This is a genomic window from Exiguobacterium sp. s194 (assembly GCF_018618275.1).
Taxonomy (GTDB): Bacteria; Bacillota; Bacilli; order Exiguobacteriales; family Exiguobacteriaceae; genus Exiguobacterium; species Exiguobacterium chiriqhucha.
Window position 1 is genome coordinate 57860 of the sequence record NZ_JACSLT010000006.1, and the last position, 13017, is coordinate 70876.

Below are 13017 nucleotides of genomic sequence, written 5' to 3' on the forward strand. Positions count from 1 at the left end.
AAAATAAAGAGGATGGAAAACGAAAACGTTTTCATCCTCATTATTTCATATTTTAGTCTCAGTGGAAACGTCTGGGCGTTCGATTCCAGCGGTCCGTTTAATTTCTTTCGTCAAGCCGACGGTCGCTTGTTTCAGCTCCATCGTCTCGTCCTTCACTTTCACCGAATAGGCTTTCATCTGTTTCACCGATGCATTGACCGTATCCACGTGTTGTTTAATCTCATTGACGAGCCCTTGGATGACGTCGGCACGGATTTGGAACCGTTCCGTCAAGCGCTTCACGCGACGAAGGTCTGCCTTCATTTTATTACGGTACAATAAGAAGCCATACAAGCCGAGCCCGACAAGTGCGAGTACGATAATCCCAAGATTAATCCAAATCATCCTTCTACCTCCTTCAACTGATTCAATGTATGCGCGATGGCCTCTGTGCAGAGCGAAGCGTCAAGCACGTGATTTGCGCGCGCATAGAGCGGTCGACGACGTTCGTACAACGTGTGAACGGCCGCTTTTCCGTTACGAACGAGTGGACGGTCCGAGTCTTTAATCCGTTCCCAACAAGCTTCAAACGGCAAGTCGAGCGTGATGATGACACCTTGCTCTCGCATCCATTCCATATTCGCTTCCCGTTCAACAATCCCTCCGCCCGTCACGATATAGTCAGCGCGCGCATTTTGTAACAGTCGACTCTCTTGGAGCCGAAACGCTGCTTCGCCGTAACGATCGAAATATGCCGGGATGTCCATACCGGTATGTGTTTCAAACAACTCGTCCAAATCGATGACGTGATTCGATTTTGCAAGATATTGTTTTAAGCTTGATTTACCTGTACCCATAAATCCAATGATGTAAAACGGTTTAGTCATCGAAATAAATCACCTCTTTATGTCGTTCACCGGTCTGAAGCCGTACGTCGACCTCAATCGTCCCAGTGCCGAGCGGACGGCATTGGATTGTGCCGGTCGGTCTCGTCAACGCGACCGCGGTCGACCCGCACGTCCGCTCCGCCACCATCACGTGAGCCTCGAAGCGAATCGCCAAGGCATCGAGCGCCAATTGTTCAGTGCTTCGTTCGATATCAGTATACCAAAACATTGCCCCGCCGAGTAACCACGTCAATACGATTAACGTCGACATCACAAAGTATCCGCGCGCATGCACATCACGTTCTTCTCGCGCGGCCCGGTCGCATCGTTCCATTGAATTCGAAAACCTTCCCCTACCGGTTCGACCCGGTACGCCTCGATTCCTCTTAAAAATAGCAAATTCCCTCCCCCGTCTCCGACCATGACCAAGTTCCGGTCGATTTGTTTGAGCGTCCACGTCCATGTCGTCCCGTCCGGGCGCACGTGCGTACCGACGAGACGGCCCGACACGACGTCACAATCGCGGCTCTCGAACAGTTTCCGCACCATCAGTTGCGGCGTCGTCTGAACTTTCGCCCGAGGTTGTTCATAAAATGCTTGTCCGAGGACGAGGAAGTGGACCATCAGCCCGATGAAGAGCGGGATGATCAACATCGTGAGACTCACTTCGAGCAAGGTGAAGCCCGAATCAAAGCGTCGGCAGGCAAAGGTCGCCGTCACAGATTGTTTGGCGTCCGCTCGGGTTCGCGGCATCGCGCAGCACCTCCCCTTGGAGCCGTTCATACGTACGGACGGTCGTCTCGAGGCGCTCGACCCGTTCCGTCGCCGCCTCGATGAATGGGGCAACGACACCGACCCAAGCCAGTAAGAGCGCCAGACTGAGGCAAATCTCCCAAAACGTGACTCCTTGCTCATTTCCCTTCAACGCGCAACACCTCCGGCTCGTACGTCCCCATCCTGAATTTCAACGTCACCATCGTCGTTCCTGAATAGAACTTCCACTGTCCCGCATACGTCGCTGCCGTGCGTGAAAAGACGATTTCACTATTGGTCGGCAAACTCAGATCGACCCCTTCCGGCACCACGCGGGACACGATTGGTGTCGTCCCGCAAGCGATTTGGTAGCGCCGTTCTTTGAGATACCAACGTAAACGCGGCACACACGAGCCGTCGGCGGCGACGTAGGGCGCTTGTCCCACTTCGGCGATGTCACTCACGAGCGCCTCCGTGAAATCGAATAATGCCAACCGGTCCATCGACCGGACGACCGGGGTCGCCATGAGGAGCAGGAGTGCCAAAATGACGAGGACGGCCGTCGTCTCGATTAACGTATAGCCGTCTCGCCTCACTGTTTCGTCAACGTACCGGTCGTCGGCGCATACGTGTACACGAGCGACTGACAACTGTATTCGAGCGGACTCTCAGTCGTGGCACGGTCGATCGCCACTAACGTCTCAGGGTACGCTTTATGTTCCGCGTAATACAAATTGATTTCGGACTCGACGATGCGCACACTGCCCTCGCAACTGACGCTGTCCGCTCGTGACTTCCCGTCTGACATCGACGGGACGAGGAGCAAGAGCAACACCGAGATAATTAGCAAGACGGCGGCCATTTCGACGAGCGTGAATCCTTGTTCTGATTTGAAGCGTGTCATAATCAGATTCCTCCTTGTCATAGTTGAGACATGATTAGTTTGACCGGCAAATAAATCGTATAAAAGATCATCGTGACCATCACCGTTAAAAATCCGTATAACATCGGTTCCGCCTTGGCGATCAGCTGCTTCCAATACAGCTCCATCTCTTCGAACACGAGATCCCGATGAATCATCATGATTGATCCGAGCTCCCCGCTCACCGTCCCGACGCCGAACAGACTGACGACTTCATGCTCGAGCAAACGCTCTTGCCGCGCCGCCGCCTCGAGTTCGCACCCGGCCGACATGCGCTCATGCATCCGTCTCGCGATGCTCGCCACTTCACCGTCTCCTCGTGACAGCCGCTCGATGATGTGACGGACCGAACCCTGTCCTTCACTCAACAAGGCTAACTCACTGACGAACAAGTACGTCACGTACAGCCGTCTACCTCTCTCGACGACACGTAGCGGCACGAGTCGGCCGCGTCGGCCGTTCCAATAGAGGCCGGCCCCAGTCACGAGCAATCCGACGAACAGACCTGGGAAAAACCATCGCGACAGAAGAATCGCGTTCAGCCCATCGAGCGTATCGACCTCTACCATCGTCAACAGCTTTGGGAAGATATACAGGGCGTAAATCGCACCGAGCCCGAGCAGCATCGTCAAAATCACGAGCGGGTACCGTGCCAACTGGCTGAGTTCTTGCCGTAGATTGCGGCGCATCGTCGATAAGACGAGCACTTGCTCAAGCCCTTCCAAAAAATGATGACCCCGTTCGGCTGTGACGAGCATCTCTCGCATCCTCGGGTCGGTGACGAGTCCCTCGAACACGTTGGCGAGCGGGCGTCCTTGCTCAAGTTGATTCCGCATCTCACGGATGACTAGTTTCATTTTTCCACGTTCATGCAGTTCGAGCGTCTCGAACGTCTTCTTCAACCCGACTCCACGTGACTGGAGTCTGAGGAAGCGGCGAATGATGGCCAACTCCTTGCTCAATTGGTCTCGGACCACGTACAGCTCACCTCGTCTTCCCGGTGCAGGATGCACCAATGCCGTGTGACTTCCATCTTCCCCGTGAGCTGTTCGAGTCGCCGTTCGCCATCGGTCACACTCGCCGTATGGAACGTCGCAATCGTCATATGACCGCTGAGTGCCGCATCATGCGCCACCCTCAACTCCTCACTCGTCCTGATCTCTCCGATGACAATCACATCCGGATCGGCCCGGAGCGTCTCTTTCAGCAACGTGCGATGGTCGAGTCCCGCTTTCAGATTGACTTCGAGTTGAATCACGCCCGGCACTTGCTTCTCCGGAGGGTTCTCAATCGTGACGATGCGTCGACCGGCTAAACTTTGTAAAAACGCATATAGGACGGTCGTCTTCCCCGCCCCGGTCGCGCCCCCGATTAAGAGCAGACCTTGCCGCAACGTCGACCATTCGTTGAACCGATGGACGTCCTTGTCATCTAACAACTCCGCTAAGTGGAACGAGGCGTTCGGAAGCCGCCACGACATGAGCGTACGGTCGAACGATGGTAGGAAAGTGACCCGGATTGCCTCAACTGACCCGGCGTACATACCGGACTGGGGCACGCGATGATCTGTTTCCGTCAACGAGCACCAATACTTCATATGTAAGGTCAATCGTTCATAGTCTGTATGTGTCATCATCTCCAATCGTTGCAAGTGTGCCCCATGCCGTACTTGAATCATCACCTCGTCCCCTAACGGCATGAAATGGACATCACTTGCCTGCAACGTACGTGCCGCATCAATCACTCGCTCAATTATTCGCATCATCTCCGCCACCTCAACATGAGCATAAAAAAAAAGCCCACTCGTTGGAAAGTGGACTTGCGTCATGAAACGTTTGCAGTTGTCGATTCGAAACGGCGGGCATACGCCTCGATTGTCGCCTTGTCATAACCGACAATGACTTCGTTGCCATCCGTCAAAATCGGGCGTTTCAATAGTTTCGGATTTTCGCTCATCAACTTGAGCAACTCGCTCAGCTTTAAATCTTCGACGTCAATGTCTAATTGCTTGAACGCCTGACTTCTCGTTGCGAGAAGCGAGTCGACTCCGTTTTCGCTCAGTGCCAATAGCGTCTTCAATTCGTCCACGGTCGGAGCGTTGCGGAAGATATGGCGCTCGCTTACCTCAAGGTGCTGCTCCTGTAAAAACGCTTTCGTCTTACGGCATGAAGTACAGCTCGGGTACGTGTAGAACATCAATTCATTTGCCATTCCAATACCTCCTCTATAATGTGTGGAACGATTCGTTCGATGTGTGTAAGTTGATTATACAACCTTATACCCGTTTTGTACATAGTTTGTACAAGTTTTTTAATTTTTTGTACAACCTTGCCCAACGTTTTTATTTCACATATTTTTCACGATTATTTTGCTCAATTCACACGTTTTCATAGCATTTTTCTGAATGTGTTGGTAAAATAGTGAATGAGAATGGAATAATGCACGTATGGGGGGATTAACATGGCGAGAATGTTCCGTGTCCTAGGCTTTTGGACTGGGTTGATCGCGGCGCTTGCTTTCGTAGGCGCACTCGGTGGAGATCAAAGCAGTAGCGAACATAGTGGTGACTTCGTCGTAATGGGTCTTGTCTTTTTAGCTCAAACTATTTTCTTCGTCGCACTAGGCTACTTGAAACTCACTGAAAAAACGTATGTATACGTGTTCGGCGCTTATTTGACTGTCTTCTTCGTCGTCTTCACGTATTGGAGTAACTTCCAAATGTAAAAAAAGATTGTCTCCTCGTGAGACAATCTTTTTTTAGTTATCTGTCGAAAAACGGATTCGTCCGAATCTCGGCCTCGAGCGTCGTCTTCGGCCCATGACCTGAATAGAGCACCGTTTCACCCGGTAATAACTGACGCATGCGATCGATCGATCCAAGCAACGTCGCTTGGTCACCACCGTACAAATCGGTCCGTCCGACCGACTGTTTGAAAATCAAATCCCCACAGAAGGCGATGCGTTCGGTCGGGAAGTGAAGCGTGACGCTGCCCGGCGAATGACCCGGCGTGTGATGCAACTCGATGGTGAACGCACCGATTTCGAGCGTCTTGCCTTGATAGATCCGTTCGGCCGGTCGCATCGCCGCACTTGGTAGATGAAACTTCGCCGCCCCGTTCTTCTCGTCGTCCATCAGCCACGTCCGTTCCGCTTCATGGACGTAGACCGGGACGTTGTAACGGTCACGCAAGGCATCGATTCCCCCGATATGGTCAAAGTGGGCATGTGTCAACAGAATGGCGTTCAAGCCACCGAATCGTTCCACTGCCTCGAAGAATTTCGGGTCATCCGTGCCCGGGTCGACGATGAGGACCGTACCTTCTTTTTCGAGTACGTATCCGTTCTCTTGGGCCAGGCCCGATGTGATTCTTACTATGTTCATCCAGAACACCTCCCCCATCATTCTAATCGATATTGTGGCAAAATTGTAGCGGAGGCTTTCTTTTCTCGACAGCGTCTACATTATCGGATAAAATAATAATGATATTTCAGTGAAATTTTTATGAATTTCATGACGTATAATAAAGGGGGAACTCGTCATGCATTTGTATGAACCATTTGGATGGATCTCGCTCATCGTTGCACTCGTTGCAATCTGGGGAATGGCCCGTTCGTTTAAGAAGCGCCAATTCTTTCCACTTGCTTTCGCCGCGGTCACTGTACTCGTATTCGGATTTTTCGGCGTCGCGACATTGATTTACGGTGGAATCCCAGGCTAATGAGCACGAAGACGACTCTGGTCGTCTTTTTTTGTATAACAAATAGCGCCGTCCCGGCTAAGCGGGACGGCGCTATTTGTTATTGTTCGGTCTGCTCTTTGAAGCGGAGCAAATCTGAGTAAATCAAATCATCGTTCATTTGGAGAATCTTCTCTGCTTCTGCACTATCCGGTCCACAGAGCGAGACGTCCTCGACGACTTCACCGCTCGAAGCGTCATAGCATGTCGATTGCGTCCACACGTATTCGTCGGTGATGACGGTGCCATCCCGGAAGATGGCGCGGCTTGTCCGGTCTTCCGATAACAAGTCACTTCCGAAGCCTACCGTGTCCGACGTGTCGATCCCGAGCAAGTGCAAGATCGTCGGCTTCATATCGACATGACTGCCGATCGTCTCGTGCACTTCACCCTTGTCTTGTTCCGGTAGATGAACCGCGAACGGGACGGACTGGAGCTTGGCGACGTCGTATGGCGTCAACTCGTCTTTGCCGAGCAAGTCGGCCATGGCGTCATTATGGTTCGTCGAGATCCCGTAATGGTCACCGTAGACGACGAAAATCGTGTCGTCCCACATGCCGTTCGCCTTCAACTCATCGATGAACAAGCCGAGCGCATAATCTTGATACGCGAGCGCTTGTGGGAAGTTGTTGAGTGTCGTCGAACTCGTCTCGAATTTCGGCACGAGTTCGTAGTCCTCGCTCGGCATCGTGTACGGGAAGTGGTTCGTGAGCGTGATGAACTTCGCATAGAACGGTTCCGGTAGCTCCTCGAGCATCGGAATCGACTGTTCGAAGAAACTGTCATCGAGCAGTCCCCATTCCGTCATGTCCTCGGGGTTGCCAAGGTCATAGCTCTTCTCATCGAAGAACTGGTCGACGCCGATGTTTTTATACATCAAGTCTCGGTTCCAGAACGATTTGTTGTTCGCATGAAACACGGCCGAGTAGTAATTATCTTCCTTAATCAATTCAGGGAGTGCCTGATACTCGTTATCGGCGTTCGTGAAGTAGACGGCACCACGCGGAAGTCCGTATAGCGAGTTGTCGAGTGCGAACTCGGCATCCGACGTCTTCCCTTGACCGACCGTATGGTAATAGTTCGGCCAGTAGTGGGACTCTTCGATCAGTTTGTTCAAGTTCGGTGTGATGTACTCGCCATTCGACGCTTTCATGTTGTGCGTGAAGTTTTGGGCCGACTCGAACGAGACGACGACCACGTTCTTGCCTTTATATTTCCCGAAGTAATCCGGGTTCGGTGCTGCATAGTGTTGACGGGTGTACTTCTCGATTTTGGCGAGTTCTGACCCGTCAGCCATCGCCTTCTGGGCCGACGTTTTCGTTTGAAGCATCGCATCGTAGACGTGGAAGTTGAACGTCCCGATATTCTTGACCAACAGTTCCCGGTCGAACGAACGAGTCAACAGTTCCGGACGCTCTGTTTCAGCGAGCGACAAGTTGAACAAGAACACGACGACGGCCGTCGCGAACGTCACGAGCGCTCTCCGATGAGAGGCAGCCGTCGCTGTCGCGTTGATGCGCCATAGGATGAACGGCAAGATGAGAACGTCCCCGAGGATAATCAAATCTTTCCATTCCAACAGTGACGTGAACGATGTCGACAACGTCTCCATGTTCGACGGTTGCAAGATGACCGGCATCGTCAAGTAGTCGGTAAACTCGCGGTAATAGACGGCATCCGCAAACAAGATGAACGATGCTGCGGCATACAGCATGTACAAGACCCATTTCTGCTTATTTCCTTTAAAGAAGAAACTGAACGCGAATAGGAATAGAGTGGAGCTGATCGGGCTGATCAGCAGAATGAATGCCTGAGCGGTGTTTTCAATCGGGATATTGAAGAAAAATTGGTAAACTACGTACGTCTTCGTCCAAAGTAATAGCGAGAAAATCCAAAATAACCGATATTCATGAAACGAAGCGCGGACCGTATCATTCAGTCGCATAGTAAGCTTCGAGAAGCTCTGAGATGACTTCATCTGACGGCCTCCTCCTCTGTTCAACGGGCGACGAGACCAACTGATTCGCGTCCCCCTATTTTTTATAAGTCCAATTGGCTTGTTATCCATTTCACGTACGATAACAGTCCGGTATCAAGTCCAAATCTTACCCCTTTTTTAACAAAAAATCAACTCCGTCATTACAAATTTTACATTATCCCATACCCGTTCCAAATAAAAAACACGCCTGCGTCAAATCGCAGGCGTACATGGACAAACGTTATACACGAGTCGGGATAAAGTGTTTACGAGCGAGCCACGCACAACCGATGACACCCGCATCGTTCTCGAGTTCCGCGATTTTGAACGCCGTCGACGCATAGACGCGCTCGAGGGCGAACCGTTTGAACTGCTCGTCGAGCGGCTCGAGGAGTGCTTCGCGTGCTTTCGAGACGCCTCCGCCGATGACGATCATCTTCGGGTTCAACGTGTTGGCGATATTCGAAATCGTCAATCCGAGATATTCGGTCATCTCGTTCACGACTTCTGTCGCGACGACATCGTTCGCTTTATACGCTTCGAACACGTCGCGTGCCGTCACTTCGTTCAGTTCGTTCAAGGACGTCGTCCGACCTTTACGTTTTTGGAGCGCCAGACGAGCGACCCCTGTAGCCGAAGCAATCGTCTCGATGCAACCTTTACGGCCGCAGCCACACATGACGGCTTTCGACTCGTCACGTTCAACCGTGATATGGCCAATCTCCCCAGCCATACCAGCAGCCCCGTGGACGATATTGCCGTTCGTGATGACACCGCCGCCGACGCCTGTGCCGAGCGTGATGGCGAGCAGTTCTGACGCGCCTTCGCCTGCCCCTTTCCACATTTCACCGAGTGCGGCAGCATTGGCGTCATTCTCTAAGACGGCCGGCAAACCGACCGCTTTCTCGAACTCGCTGACGAGCGCAAAGTTTTTCCAGCCGATATTTGGTGAATATTCGACCACACCTTCTGAAAAGTTGATAAAGCCTGGTGCCCCGATGCCCGCTCCTGCGAAATCTTGCTTCGCTTTGCCCGACGTTTCTAAATAGGCTTCGAATGAAGCGGCAATATCAGTCGGAATATGTACCCCGTTCTCACGAATATCCGTTGTAATCTCCCACTTGTCAGAAATAATCCCGTTCATATCGAGGACGGCCATCTTCACCGTCGTTCCACCAATGTCGATTCCTAATAACCACTTCATGTGTTCCACTCCTCGTCTCGATTAAATCGCTTTCATCCCATAGTTTACACTATTAAACCCCTAGTGCAAACCTTTGCACTAGGGGTTTTTCTGTCAATCTCTTGAATTTTTCAGTTCATGGGTCAAAATAATCTTGGCCGTATCATATTCCCGTTGTTCAATCATTCCGCCCGCATGCAACTCATCGAGTTCCATCATCATGAGCCCGATCTCGGCATCGCGCTCCCCGATATAAATGATCGTGCCGAACGATTTCAAAAATTGCTGGACGTCATAAAAATTTTTCATCGTTCGTCCTCCATCGCGGTGAGCACGAAACGGTACAGCAGTTCCCGCGTCGCTTCGAGCGATTTGAGATGCGTCCGCTCATAGCTATGGCTCGACTCGATGCCTGGTCCGACGAGCGCGTGGCGCACATCGTAGCCGGCTCCGATTGCAGCCGAGGCGTCCGATCCATAGTACGGATAGATATCGACTTTATGGGCGATGTCATGTTCCCGGCATAGCGCGGTGAATTGACGGCGCAACCCGAGATCATACGGGCCTGACGAATCTTTCGCACAAATCGAAACTGTATACTCGTCCGAGTGTTGCCCGTCCCCGAGCGCACCCATATCGACAGCGATATATTCAGTCACCGCTTCGGGAATTCCGGCGTTGCCCCCGAACCCGACCTCTTCATAGTTCGAGATCAAGTAATGGACCGGGTGTGGCAACTCCGCCTCGACCAGATCTTTCGCCAAATCGAGCAAGATGGCAACGGACGCCTTGTCATCGAGATGACGTGATTTGATATAACCGGCGTCGGTCTGACGGAAGCGCGGGTCGAATGAGACGAAGTCCCCGACCTCGATACCGAGGGCCCTTACGTCTTCGGCTGTATGGACGTCCGCGTCCAAGCGCACTTCAATCGTTGACGCCGTCCGTTCGGCGCTATTCGTATCCTTATAGACATGGACGCTCGATTGATGAATGAGAATCGTTCCTTCAATCGGCGCACCCGTCTCGGCATGAACCAGACAGTTCTCCCCTTCGATTGCGGTCCAGGCGTATCCACCGACTTGCGTCAAGCGCAAGCGGCCGCTCGGCAAGATTTCTTTCACCATCGCGCCCAGCGTATCGACATGGGCCGTCAACAGGCGGGCTCGATTCGATTTGCCCTCAAATGTCGCCAGAAGCGCCCCTTTGTTCAAGCGTTTCGTGGGGATCCCGAGTGCCGTCAGTTCTTGTTCGACGAATCCGATCGCCTCGTCCGTCATCCCGGACGGACTTGGAATTTCAACCAATTGCTTCAACGTTTCAATCATACCCTTACTCCTTTGTCATCGATTGTAGCCGAGCCAAAATAATATGCCGGACGCCACGAACACGAGCCCCGCAAATAGCAGGCGACGTTTCTTCACGTGTTCATCCGGTAAGCCGACCACTCCCGCCATCAGAAAGCCCCCGACGAGTCCACCCGCGTGTGCGGAATGGTCCAAACTAGCGCCAAGGACGAAAGCGAGTCCCACGTTTAATCCTAACATAATAAACAGTGGAGGGCCGAGTGTCTTCATAAATAAGGAGCGGTCGCGCAGTCCGAAATAGAGCAGTGCGCCGACAAGCCCAAACAATGCCCCGGACGCGCCGGCCGAGATGGCTTCGCTGAACGCATACGAGGCGACCGTGGCGATGACACCTGCCAACAGATAAATGGTGGCGAAACGCGTCGACCCGTACATCCGTTCCACGAGCGGGCCGAGTGACCAGAGCGCGAACATGTTGATGGCGAAATGGAACCAACCGATATGAAGGAACATCGGTGTGATCAGACGCCACCATTCTCCTTCGTCGATGAGAGGATTCACTTTCGCACCGAAGCGGATGAGCGTGTTCGGATCGAGCGTCGAGCCGATTGATTCGGCGAACCACATGACGAGGAACGTCACGAACATGAGCGCATAGACGAACTGAGGCTTCCCAAAGGCGAACCGTTGCTTCAGTTCATTTTTCCGTTGTTGGTCGAGGGCGACGGCACGCGGGCGATATGACGTTTCCGTTTCGGCGCACGGCCGCATCTCGAGCTTCACTTTTGCCGCAATCGGGAACGTGAGCGACGACAGACGCTCTTCATCGACGAGCGGGTCACCATAAATGTGGACATGGAGCTTCTCGCGGCCGATTCGGGCCAAGCGAAACGAGTTCATGACCGCCTCGACGTCCAAGGCGACATGGTTCGCCCACGCCTTATCTGTCCGTATGTAGAGGTGATAGACATCCCCCGCTTTCGTGTCGAACAATAAAAGTGCCCGCGACGGCTCTAAGACGCCCTCGATGCGTCCTCCTGCTTCGACGGCACGATATACATCTTCCCAAAAACAAGCTGGTTCTGTCATGTTGGCTCACCTCCTTCTATACTTTCATTCTAAAGGAATTTAGGCAGGACGACAAAATCGAGCATCGCCCCAATCTGCCCCGCTCTTCCGTCGGTCCACAAAAAAACCGTAGTGGCGGGAGCCAACTACGGTCATGACAGAACGAGTAATCGTTCTTATAAGACAGGTTGCATCGTTTTCAATAACACTTCTGCCGAATGATGCATCTTTTGTTTTTCTTCGTCTGACAACTCGATTTCCACGACTTGACGGACTCCTTGGCGGTTGATGATGGCCGGTACACCGATATGGATATCGTTCAAGCCGTATTCACCATCTAAATGTGCGCCGACCGTCAACAACGTGTTCTCGTTACGGAGCACAGCCTTGACGAGACGGAGCAAACCGAGGCCGATGGCGTAGTACGTCGCGCCTTTGCGCTCGATGATGTGGTACGCCGCGTCCCGAACGTTGACGTAGATGTCTTCGAGGTCTTCCCATGTATATTCGTCGTTCTCTTCAAGCAACTGCTCGACCGACTTCCCGTAGATGCGGGCGTTGCTCCAGGCCGCGAATTCCGTGTCTCCGTGCTCACCCATGATGTAGGCGTGGCAGTTGCGTGGATCGACGTTGAAATAGTCACCGAGCATGTAACGGAGACGTGACGTATCGAGTACCGTTCCTGATCCGAACACGCGGTGTTTCGGTAAACCTGAGTATTTCCAAGCCAAATGTGTCATGATGTCGACCGGGTTCGAGGCGATGATGATGATGCCGTCGAATCCAGATGCCATGATGTCCCCAATCATCGATTTCATGATTTTGGCGTTCTTCTCGACGAGGTCGAGGCGAGTTTCACCCGGTTTTTGCGGAGCACCGGCAGTGATGACGACGATATCTGCTGCACCACAGTCCGTATAGTCCCCTGCCCAGACGCGCATCGGTGAAGAAGCGAACGAGACGCCGTGGTTCAAGTCCATCGCTTCGCCTTCCGCCTTCGATTTGTTGATGTCGATAATGACGAGTTCCTCACAAAGACTTGCTGTCGTCAATTGGTACGCAAAGCTGGCACCGACCGCTCCGGCCCCGACGAGCGCGACGCGTGTTACTTTTGCATGATTTAATGTTTCCATATTGATTCTCCACCCTTCGAACAATCTGTTTCATGTTTTTGTTATGTCTGTTACATAAAGATTGTAACAT

19 protein-coding genes are annotated in these 13017 nt (G+C 52.4%); 2 read left to right on the forward strand and 17 right to left on the reverse strand.

Features of this window, described 5'->3' with window-relative positions:
• Window positions 1–45 precede the first annotated feature (45 nt).
• From KNP85_RS08740 to KNP85_RS08785, 10 genes are all read right to left on the reverse strand, one after another.
• Complete coding sequence (locus KNP85_RS08740; protein WP_021067717.1) at window positions 46–384, reverse strand: hypothetical protein; 339 nt, start codon at window positions 382–384, stop codon at window positions 46–48.
• Window positions 381–866 carry a shikimate kinase gene (locus KNP85_RS08745; protein ID WP_021067718.1) on the reverse strand — a complete coding sequence of 162 codons (486 nt, stop codon included), beginning with the start codon at window positions 864–866 and terminating at the stop codon, window positions 381–383. Before KNP85_RS08745 ends, KNP85_RS08740 begins: the two co-directional genes overlap by 4 nt.
• On the reverse strand, window positions 859–1137 hold the full coding sequence (locus tag KNP85_RS08750; protein WP_021067719.1) for a hypothetical protein: 279 nt from the start codon (window positions 1135–1137) through the stop codon (window positions 859–861). Before KNP85_RS08750 ends, KNP85_RS08745 begins: the two co-directional genes overlap by 8 nt.
• A complete protein-coding gene (locus tag KNP85_RS08755; protein WP_165569415.1) occupies window positions 1137–1619 on the reverse strand; it encodes a prepilin-type N-terminal cleavage/methylation domain-containing protein in 483 nt (160 codons plus the stop codon). The genes KNP85_RS08750 and KNP85_RS08755 overlap by 1 nt, the downstream gene beginning before the upstream one ends.
• Window positions 1555–1791 (reverse strand): hypothetical protein, encoded by a 237-nt coding sequence (locus tag KNP85_RS08760; RefSeq protein WP_021067721.1) that lies wholly within the window; start codon window positions 1789–1791, stop codon window positions 1555–1557. Before KNP85_RS08760 ends, KNP85_RS08755 begins: the two co-directional genes overlap by 65 nt.
• Window positions 1778–2215: a prepilin-type N-terminal cleavage/methylation domain-containing protein gene (locus KNP85_RS08765; RefSeq protein WP_214802679.1), complete on the reverse strand. Its 438-nt coding sequence runs from the start codon at window positions 2213–2215 to the stop codon at window positions 1778–1780. The genes KNP85_RS08760 and KNP85_RS08765 overlap by 14 nt, the downstream gene beginning before the upstream one ends.
• The gene (locus KNP85_RS08770; protein ID WP_021067723.1) at window positions 2212–2523 is read right to left on the reverse strand and encodes a prepilin-type N-terminal cleavage/methylation domain-containing protein; all 312 of its coding nucleotides are present in this window, start codon (window positions 2521–2523) and stop codon (window positions 2212–2214) included. The genes KNP85_RS08765 and KNP85_RS08770 overlap by 4 nt, the downstream gene beginning before the upstream one ends.
• A 17-nt stretch (window positions 2524–2540) precedes the next feature.
• Entirely contained in the window at window positions 2541–3518 is a 978-nt protein-coding gene (locus tag KNP85_RS08775) for a type II secretion system F family protein (protein WP_058763902.1), read from the reverse strand.
• Window positions 3500–4303, reverse strand: coding sequence for an ATPase, T2SS/T4P/T4SS family (locus KNP85_RS08780; RefSeq protein ID WP_251136271.1), 804 nt, complete (start codon window positions 4301–4303; stop codon window positions 3500–3502). Before KNP85_RS08780 ends, KNP85_RS08775 begins: the two co-directional genes overlap by 19 nt.
• A gap of 62 nt (window positions 4304–4365) precedes the next feature.
• Window positions 4366–4752, reverse strand: coding sequence for a Spx/MgsR family RNA polymerase-binding regulatory protein (locus KNP85_RS08785; protein ID WP_021067726.1), 387 nt, complete (start codon window positions 4750–4752; stop codon window positions 4366–4368).
• A 249-nt stretch (window positions 4753–5001) separates the two neighbouring features.
• Here KNP85_RS08785 and KNP85_RS08790 point away from each other — a divergent pair, with 249 nt between their 5' ends.
• Window positions 5002–5265, forward strand: coding sequence for a DUF2626 domain-containing protein (locus KNP85_RS08790; RefSeq protein ID WP_021067727.1), 264 nt, complete (start codon window positions 5002–5004; stop codon window positions 5263–5265).
• A gap of 37 nt (window positions 5266–5302) precedes the next feature.
• Here KNP85_RS08790 and KNP85_RS08795 read toward each other — a convergent pair whose 3' ends face one another.
• Entirely contained in the window at window positions 5303–5923 is a 621-nt protein-coding gene (locus KNP85_RS08795; protein WP_029595255.1) for an MBL fold metallo-hydrolase, read from the reverse strand.
• Window positions 5924–6080: 157 nt separating this feature from the next.
• On the opposite strand from KNP85_RS08795, the gene KNP85_RS08800 reads away from it, so the two are divergent.
• A complete protein-coding gene (locus KNP85_RS08800; protein WP_029595254.1) occupies window positions 6081–6260 on the forward strand; it encodes a DUF2759 domain-containing protein in 180 nt (59 codons plus the stop codon).
• 79 nt (window positions 6261–6339) lie between these two features.
• On the opposite strand, the gene KNP85_RS08805 is transcribed toward KNP85_RS08800, so the two are convergent.
• From KNP85_RS08805 to KNP85_RS08830, 6 genes are all read right to left on the reverse strand, one after another.
• Window positions 6340–8256 carry an LTA synthase family protein gene (locus KNP85_RS08805; RefSeq protein ID WP_214802685.1) on the reverse strand — a complete coding sequence of 639 codons (1917 nt, stop codon included), beginning with the start codon at window positions 8254–8256 and terminating at the stop codon, window positions 6340–6342.
• Between the two features lie 241 nt (window positions 8257–8497).
• Window positions 8498–9460, reverse strand: a complete 963-nt coding sequence (locus tag KNP85_RS08810) for an ROK family glucokinase (RefSeq protein WP_214714636.1) — start codon at window positions 9458–9460, stop codon at window positions 8498–8500.
• Window positions 9461–9553: 93 nt separating this feature from the next.
• Window positions 9554–9748 carry a YqgQ family protein gene (locus tag KNP85_RS08815; RefSeq protein ID WP_021065735.1) on the reverse strand — a complete coding sequence of 65 codons (195 nt, stop codon included), beginning with the start codon at window positions 9746–9748 and terminating at the stop codon, window positions 9554–9556.
• Entirely contained in the window at window positions 9745–10767 is a 1023-nt protein-coding gene (locus KNP85_RS08820; RefSeq protein WP_214714634.1) for a M42 family metallopeptidase, read from the reverse strand. Before KNP85_RS08820 ends, KNP85_RS08815 begins: the two co-directional genes overlap by 4 nt.
• A gap of 15 nt (window positions 10768–10782) precedes the next feature.
• On the reverse strand, window positions 10783–11835 hold the full coding sequence (locus tag KNP85_RS08825; RefSeq protein WP_131471267.1) for a rhomboid family intramembrane serine protease: 1053 nt from the start codon (window positions 11833–11835) through the stop codon (window positions 10783–10785).
• Between the two features lie 155 nt (window positions 11836–11990).
• Window positions 11991–12947, reverse strand: coding sequence for an L-lactate dehydrogenase (locus tag KNP85_RS08830; RefSeq protein WP_021065732.1), 957 nt, complete (start codon window positions 12945–12947; stop codon window positions 11991–11993).
• Window positions 12948–13017 lie beyond the last annotated feature (70 nt).

What these genes read in the sequence shown, in the direction of transcription:
- KNP85_RS08740 (WP_021067717.1), bottom strand. Translation starts at nt 384, where the DNA reads ATGATTTGGATTAATCTTGGGATTATCGTACTCGCACTTGTCGGGCTC.
- KNP85_RS08745 (WP_021067718.1), bottom strand. Translation starts at nt 866, where the DNA reads ATGACTAAACCGTTTTACATCATTGGATTTATGGGTACAGGTAAATCA.
- KNP85_RS08750 (WP_021067719.1), bottom strand. Translation starts at nt 1,137, where the DNA reads ATGTCGACGTTAATCGTATTGACGTGGTTACTCGGCGGGGCAATGTTT.
- KNP85_RS08755 (WP_165569415.1), bottom strand. Translation starts at nt 1,619, where the DNA reads ATGCCGCGAACCCGAGCGGACGCCAAACAATCTGTGACGGCGACCTTT.
- KNP85_RS08770 (WP_021067723.1), bottom strand. Translation starts at nt 2,523, where the DNA reads ATGACACGCTTCAAATCAGAACAAGGATTCACGCTCGTCGAAATGGCC.
- KNP85_RS08780 (WP_251136271.1), bottom strand. Translation starts at nt 4,303, where the DNA reads ATGCGAATAATTGAGCGAGTGATTGATGCGGCACGTACGTTGCAGGCA.
- KNP85_RS08785 (WP_021067726.1), bottom strand. Translation starts at nt 4,752, where the DNA reads ATGGCAAATGAATTGATGTTCTACACGTACCCGAGCTGTACTTCATGC.
- KNP85_RS08790 (WP_021067727.1), top strand. Translation starts at nt 5,002, where the DNA reads ATGGCGAGAATGTTCCGTGTCCTAGGCTTTTGGACTGGGTTGATCGCG.
- KNP85_RS08795 (WP_029595255.1), bottom strand. Translation starts at nt 5,923, where the DNA reads ATGAACATAGTAAGAATCACATCGGGCCTGGCCCAAGAGAACGGATAC.
- KNP85_RS08800 (WP_029595254.1), top strand. Translation starts at nt 6,081, where the DNA reads ATGCATTTGTATGAACCATTTGGATGGATCTCGCTCATCGTTGCACTC.
- KNP85_RS08805 (WP_214802685.1), bottom strand. Translation starts at nt 8,256, where the DNA reads ATGAAGTCATCTCAGAGCTTCTCGAAGCTTACTATGCGACTGAATGAT.
- KNP85_RS08810 (WP_214714636.1), bottom strand. Translation starts at nt 9,460, where the DNA reads ATGAAGTGGTTATTAGGAATCGACATTGGTGGAACGACGGTGAAGATG.
- KNP85_RS08815 (WP_021065735.1), bottom strand. Translation starts at nt 9,748, where the DNA reads ATGAAAAATTTTTATGACGTCCAGCAATTTTTGAAATCGTTCGGCACG.
- KNP85_RS08820 (WP_214714634.1), bottom strand. Translation starts at nt 10,767, where the DNA reads ATGATTGAAACGTTGAAGCAATTGGTTGAAATTCCAAGTCCGTCCGGG.
- KNP85_RS08825 (WP_131471267.1), bottom strand. Translation starts at nt 11,835, where the DNA reads ATGACAGAACCAGCTTGTTTTTGGGAAGATGTATATCGTGCCGTCGAA.
- KNP85_RS08830 (WP_021065732.1), bottom strand. Translation starts at nt 12,947, where the DNA reads ATGGAAACATTAAATCATGCAAAAGTAACACGCGTCGCGCTCGTCGGG.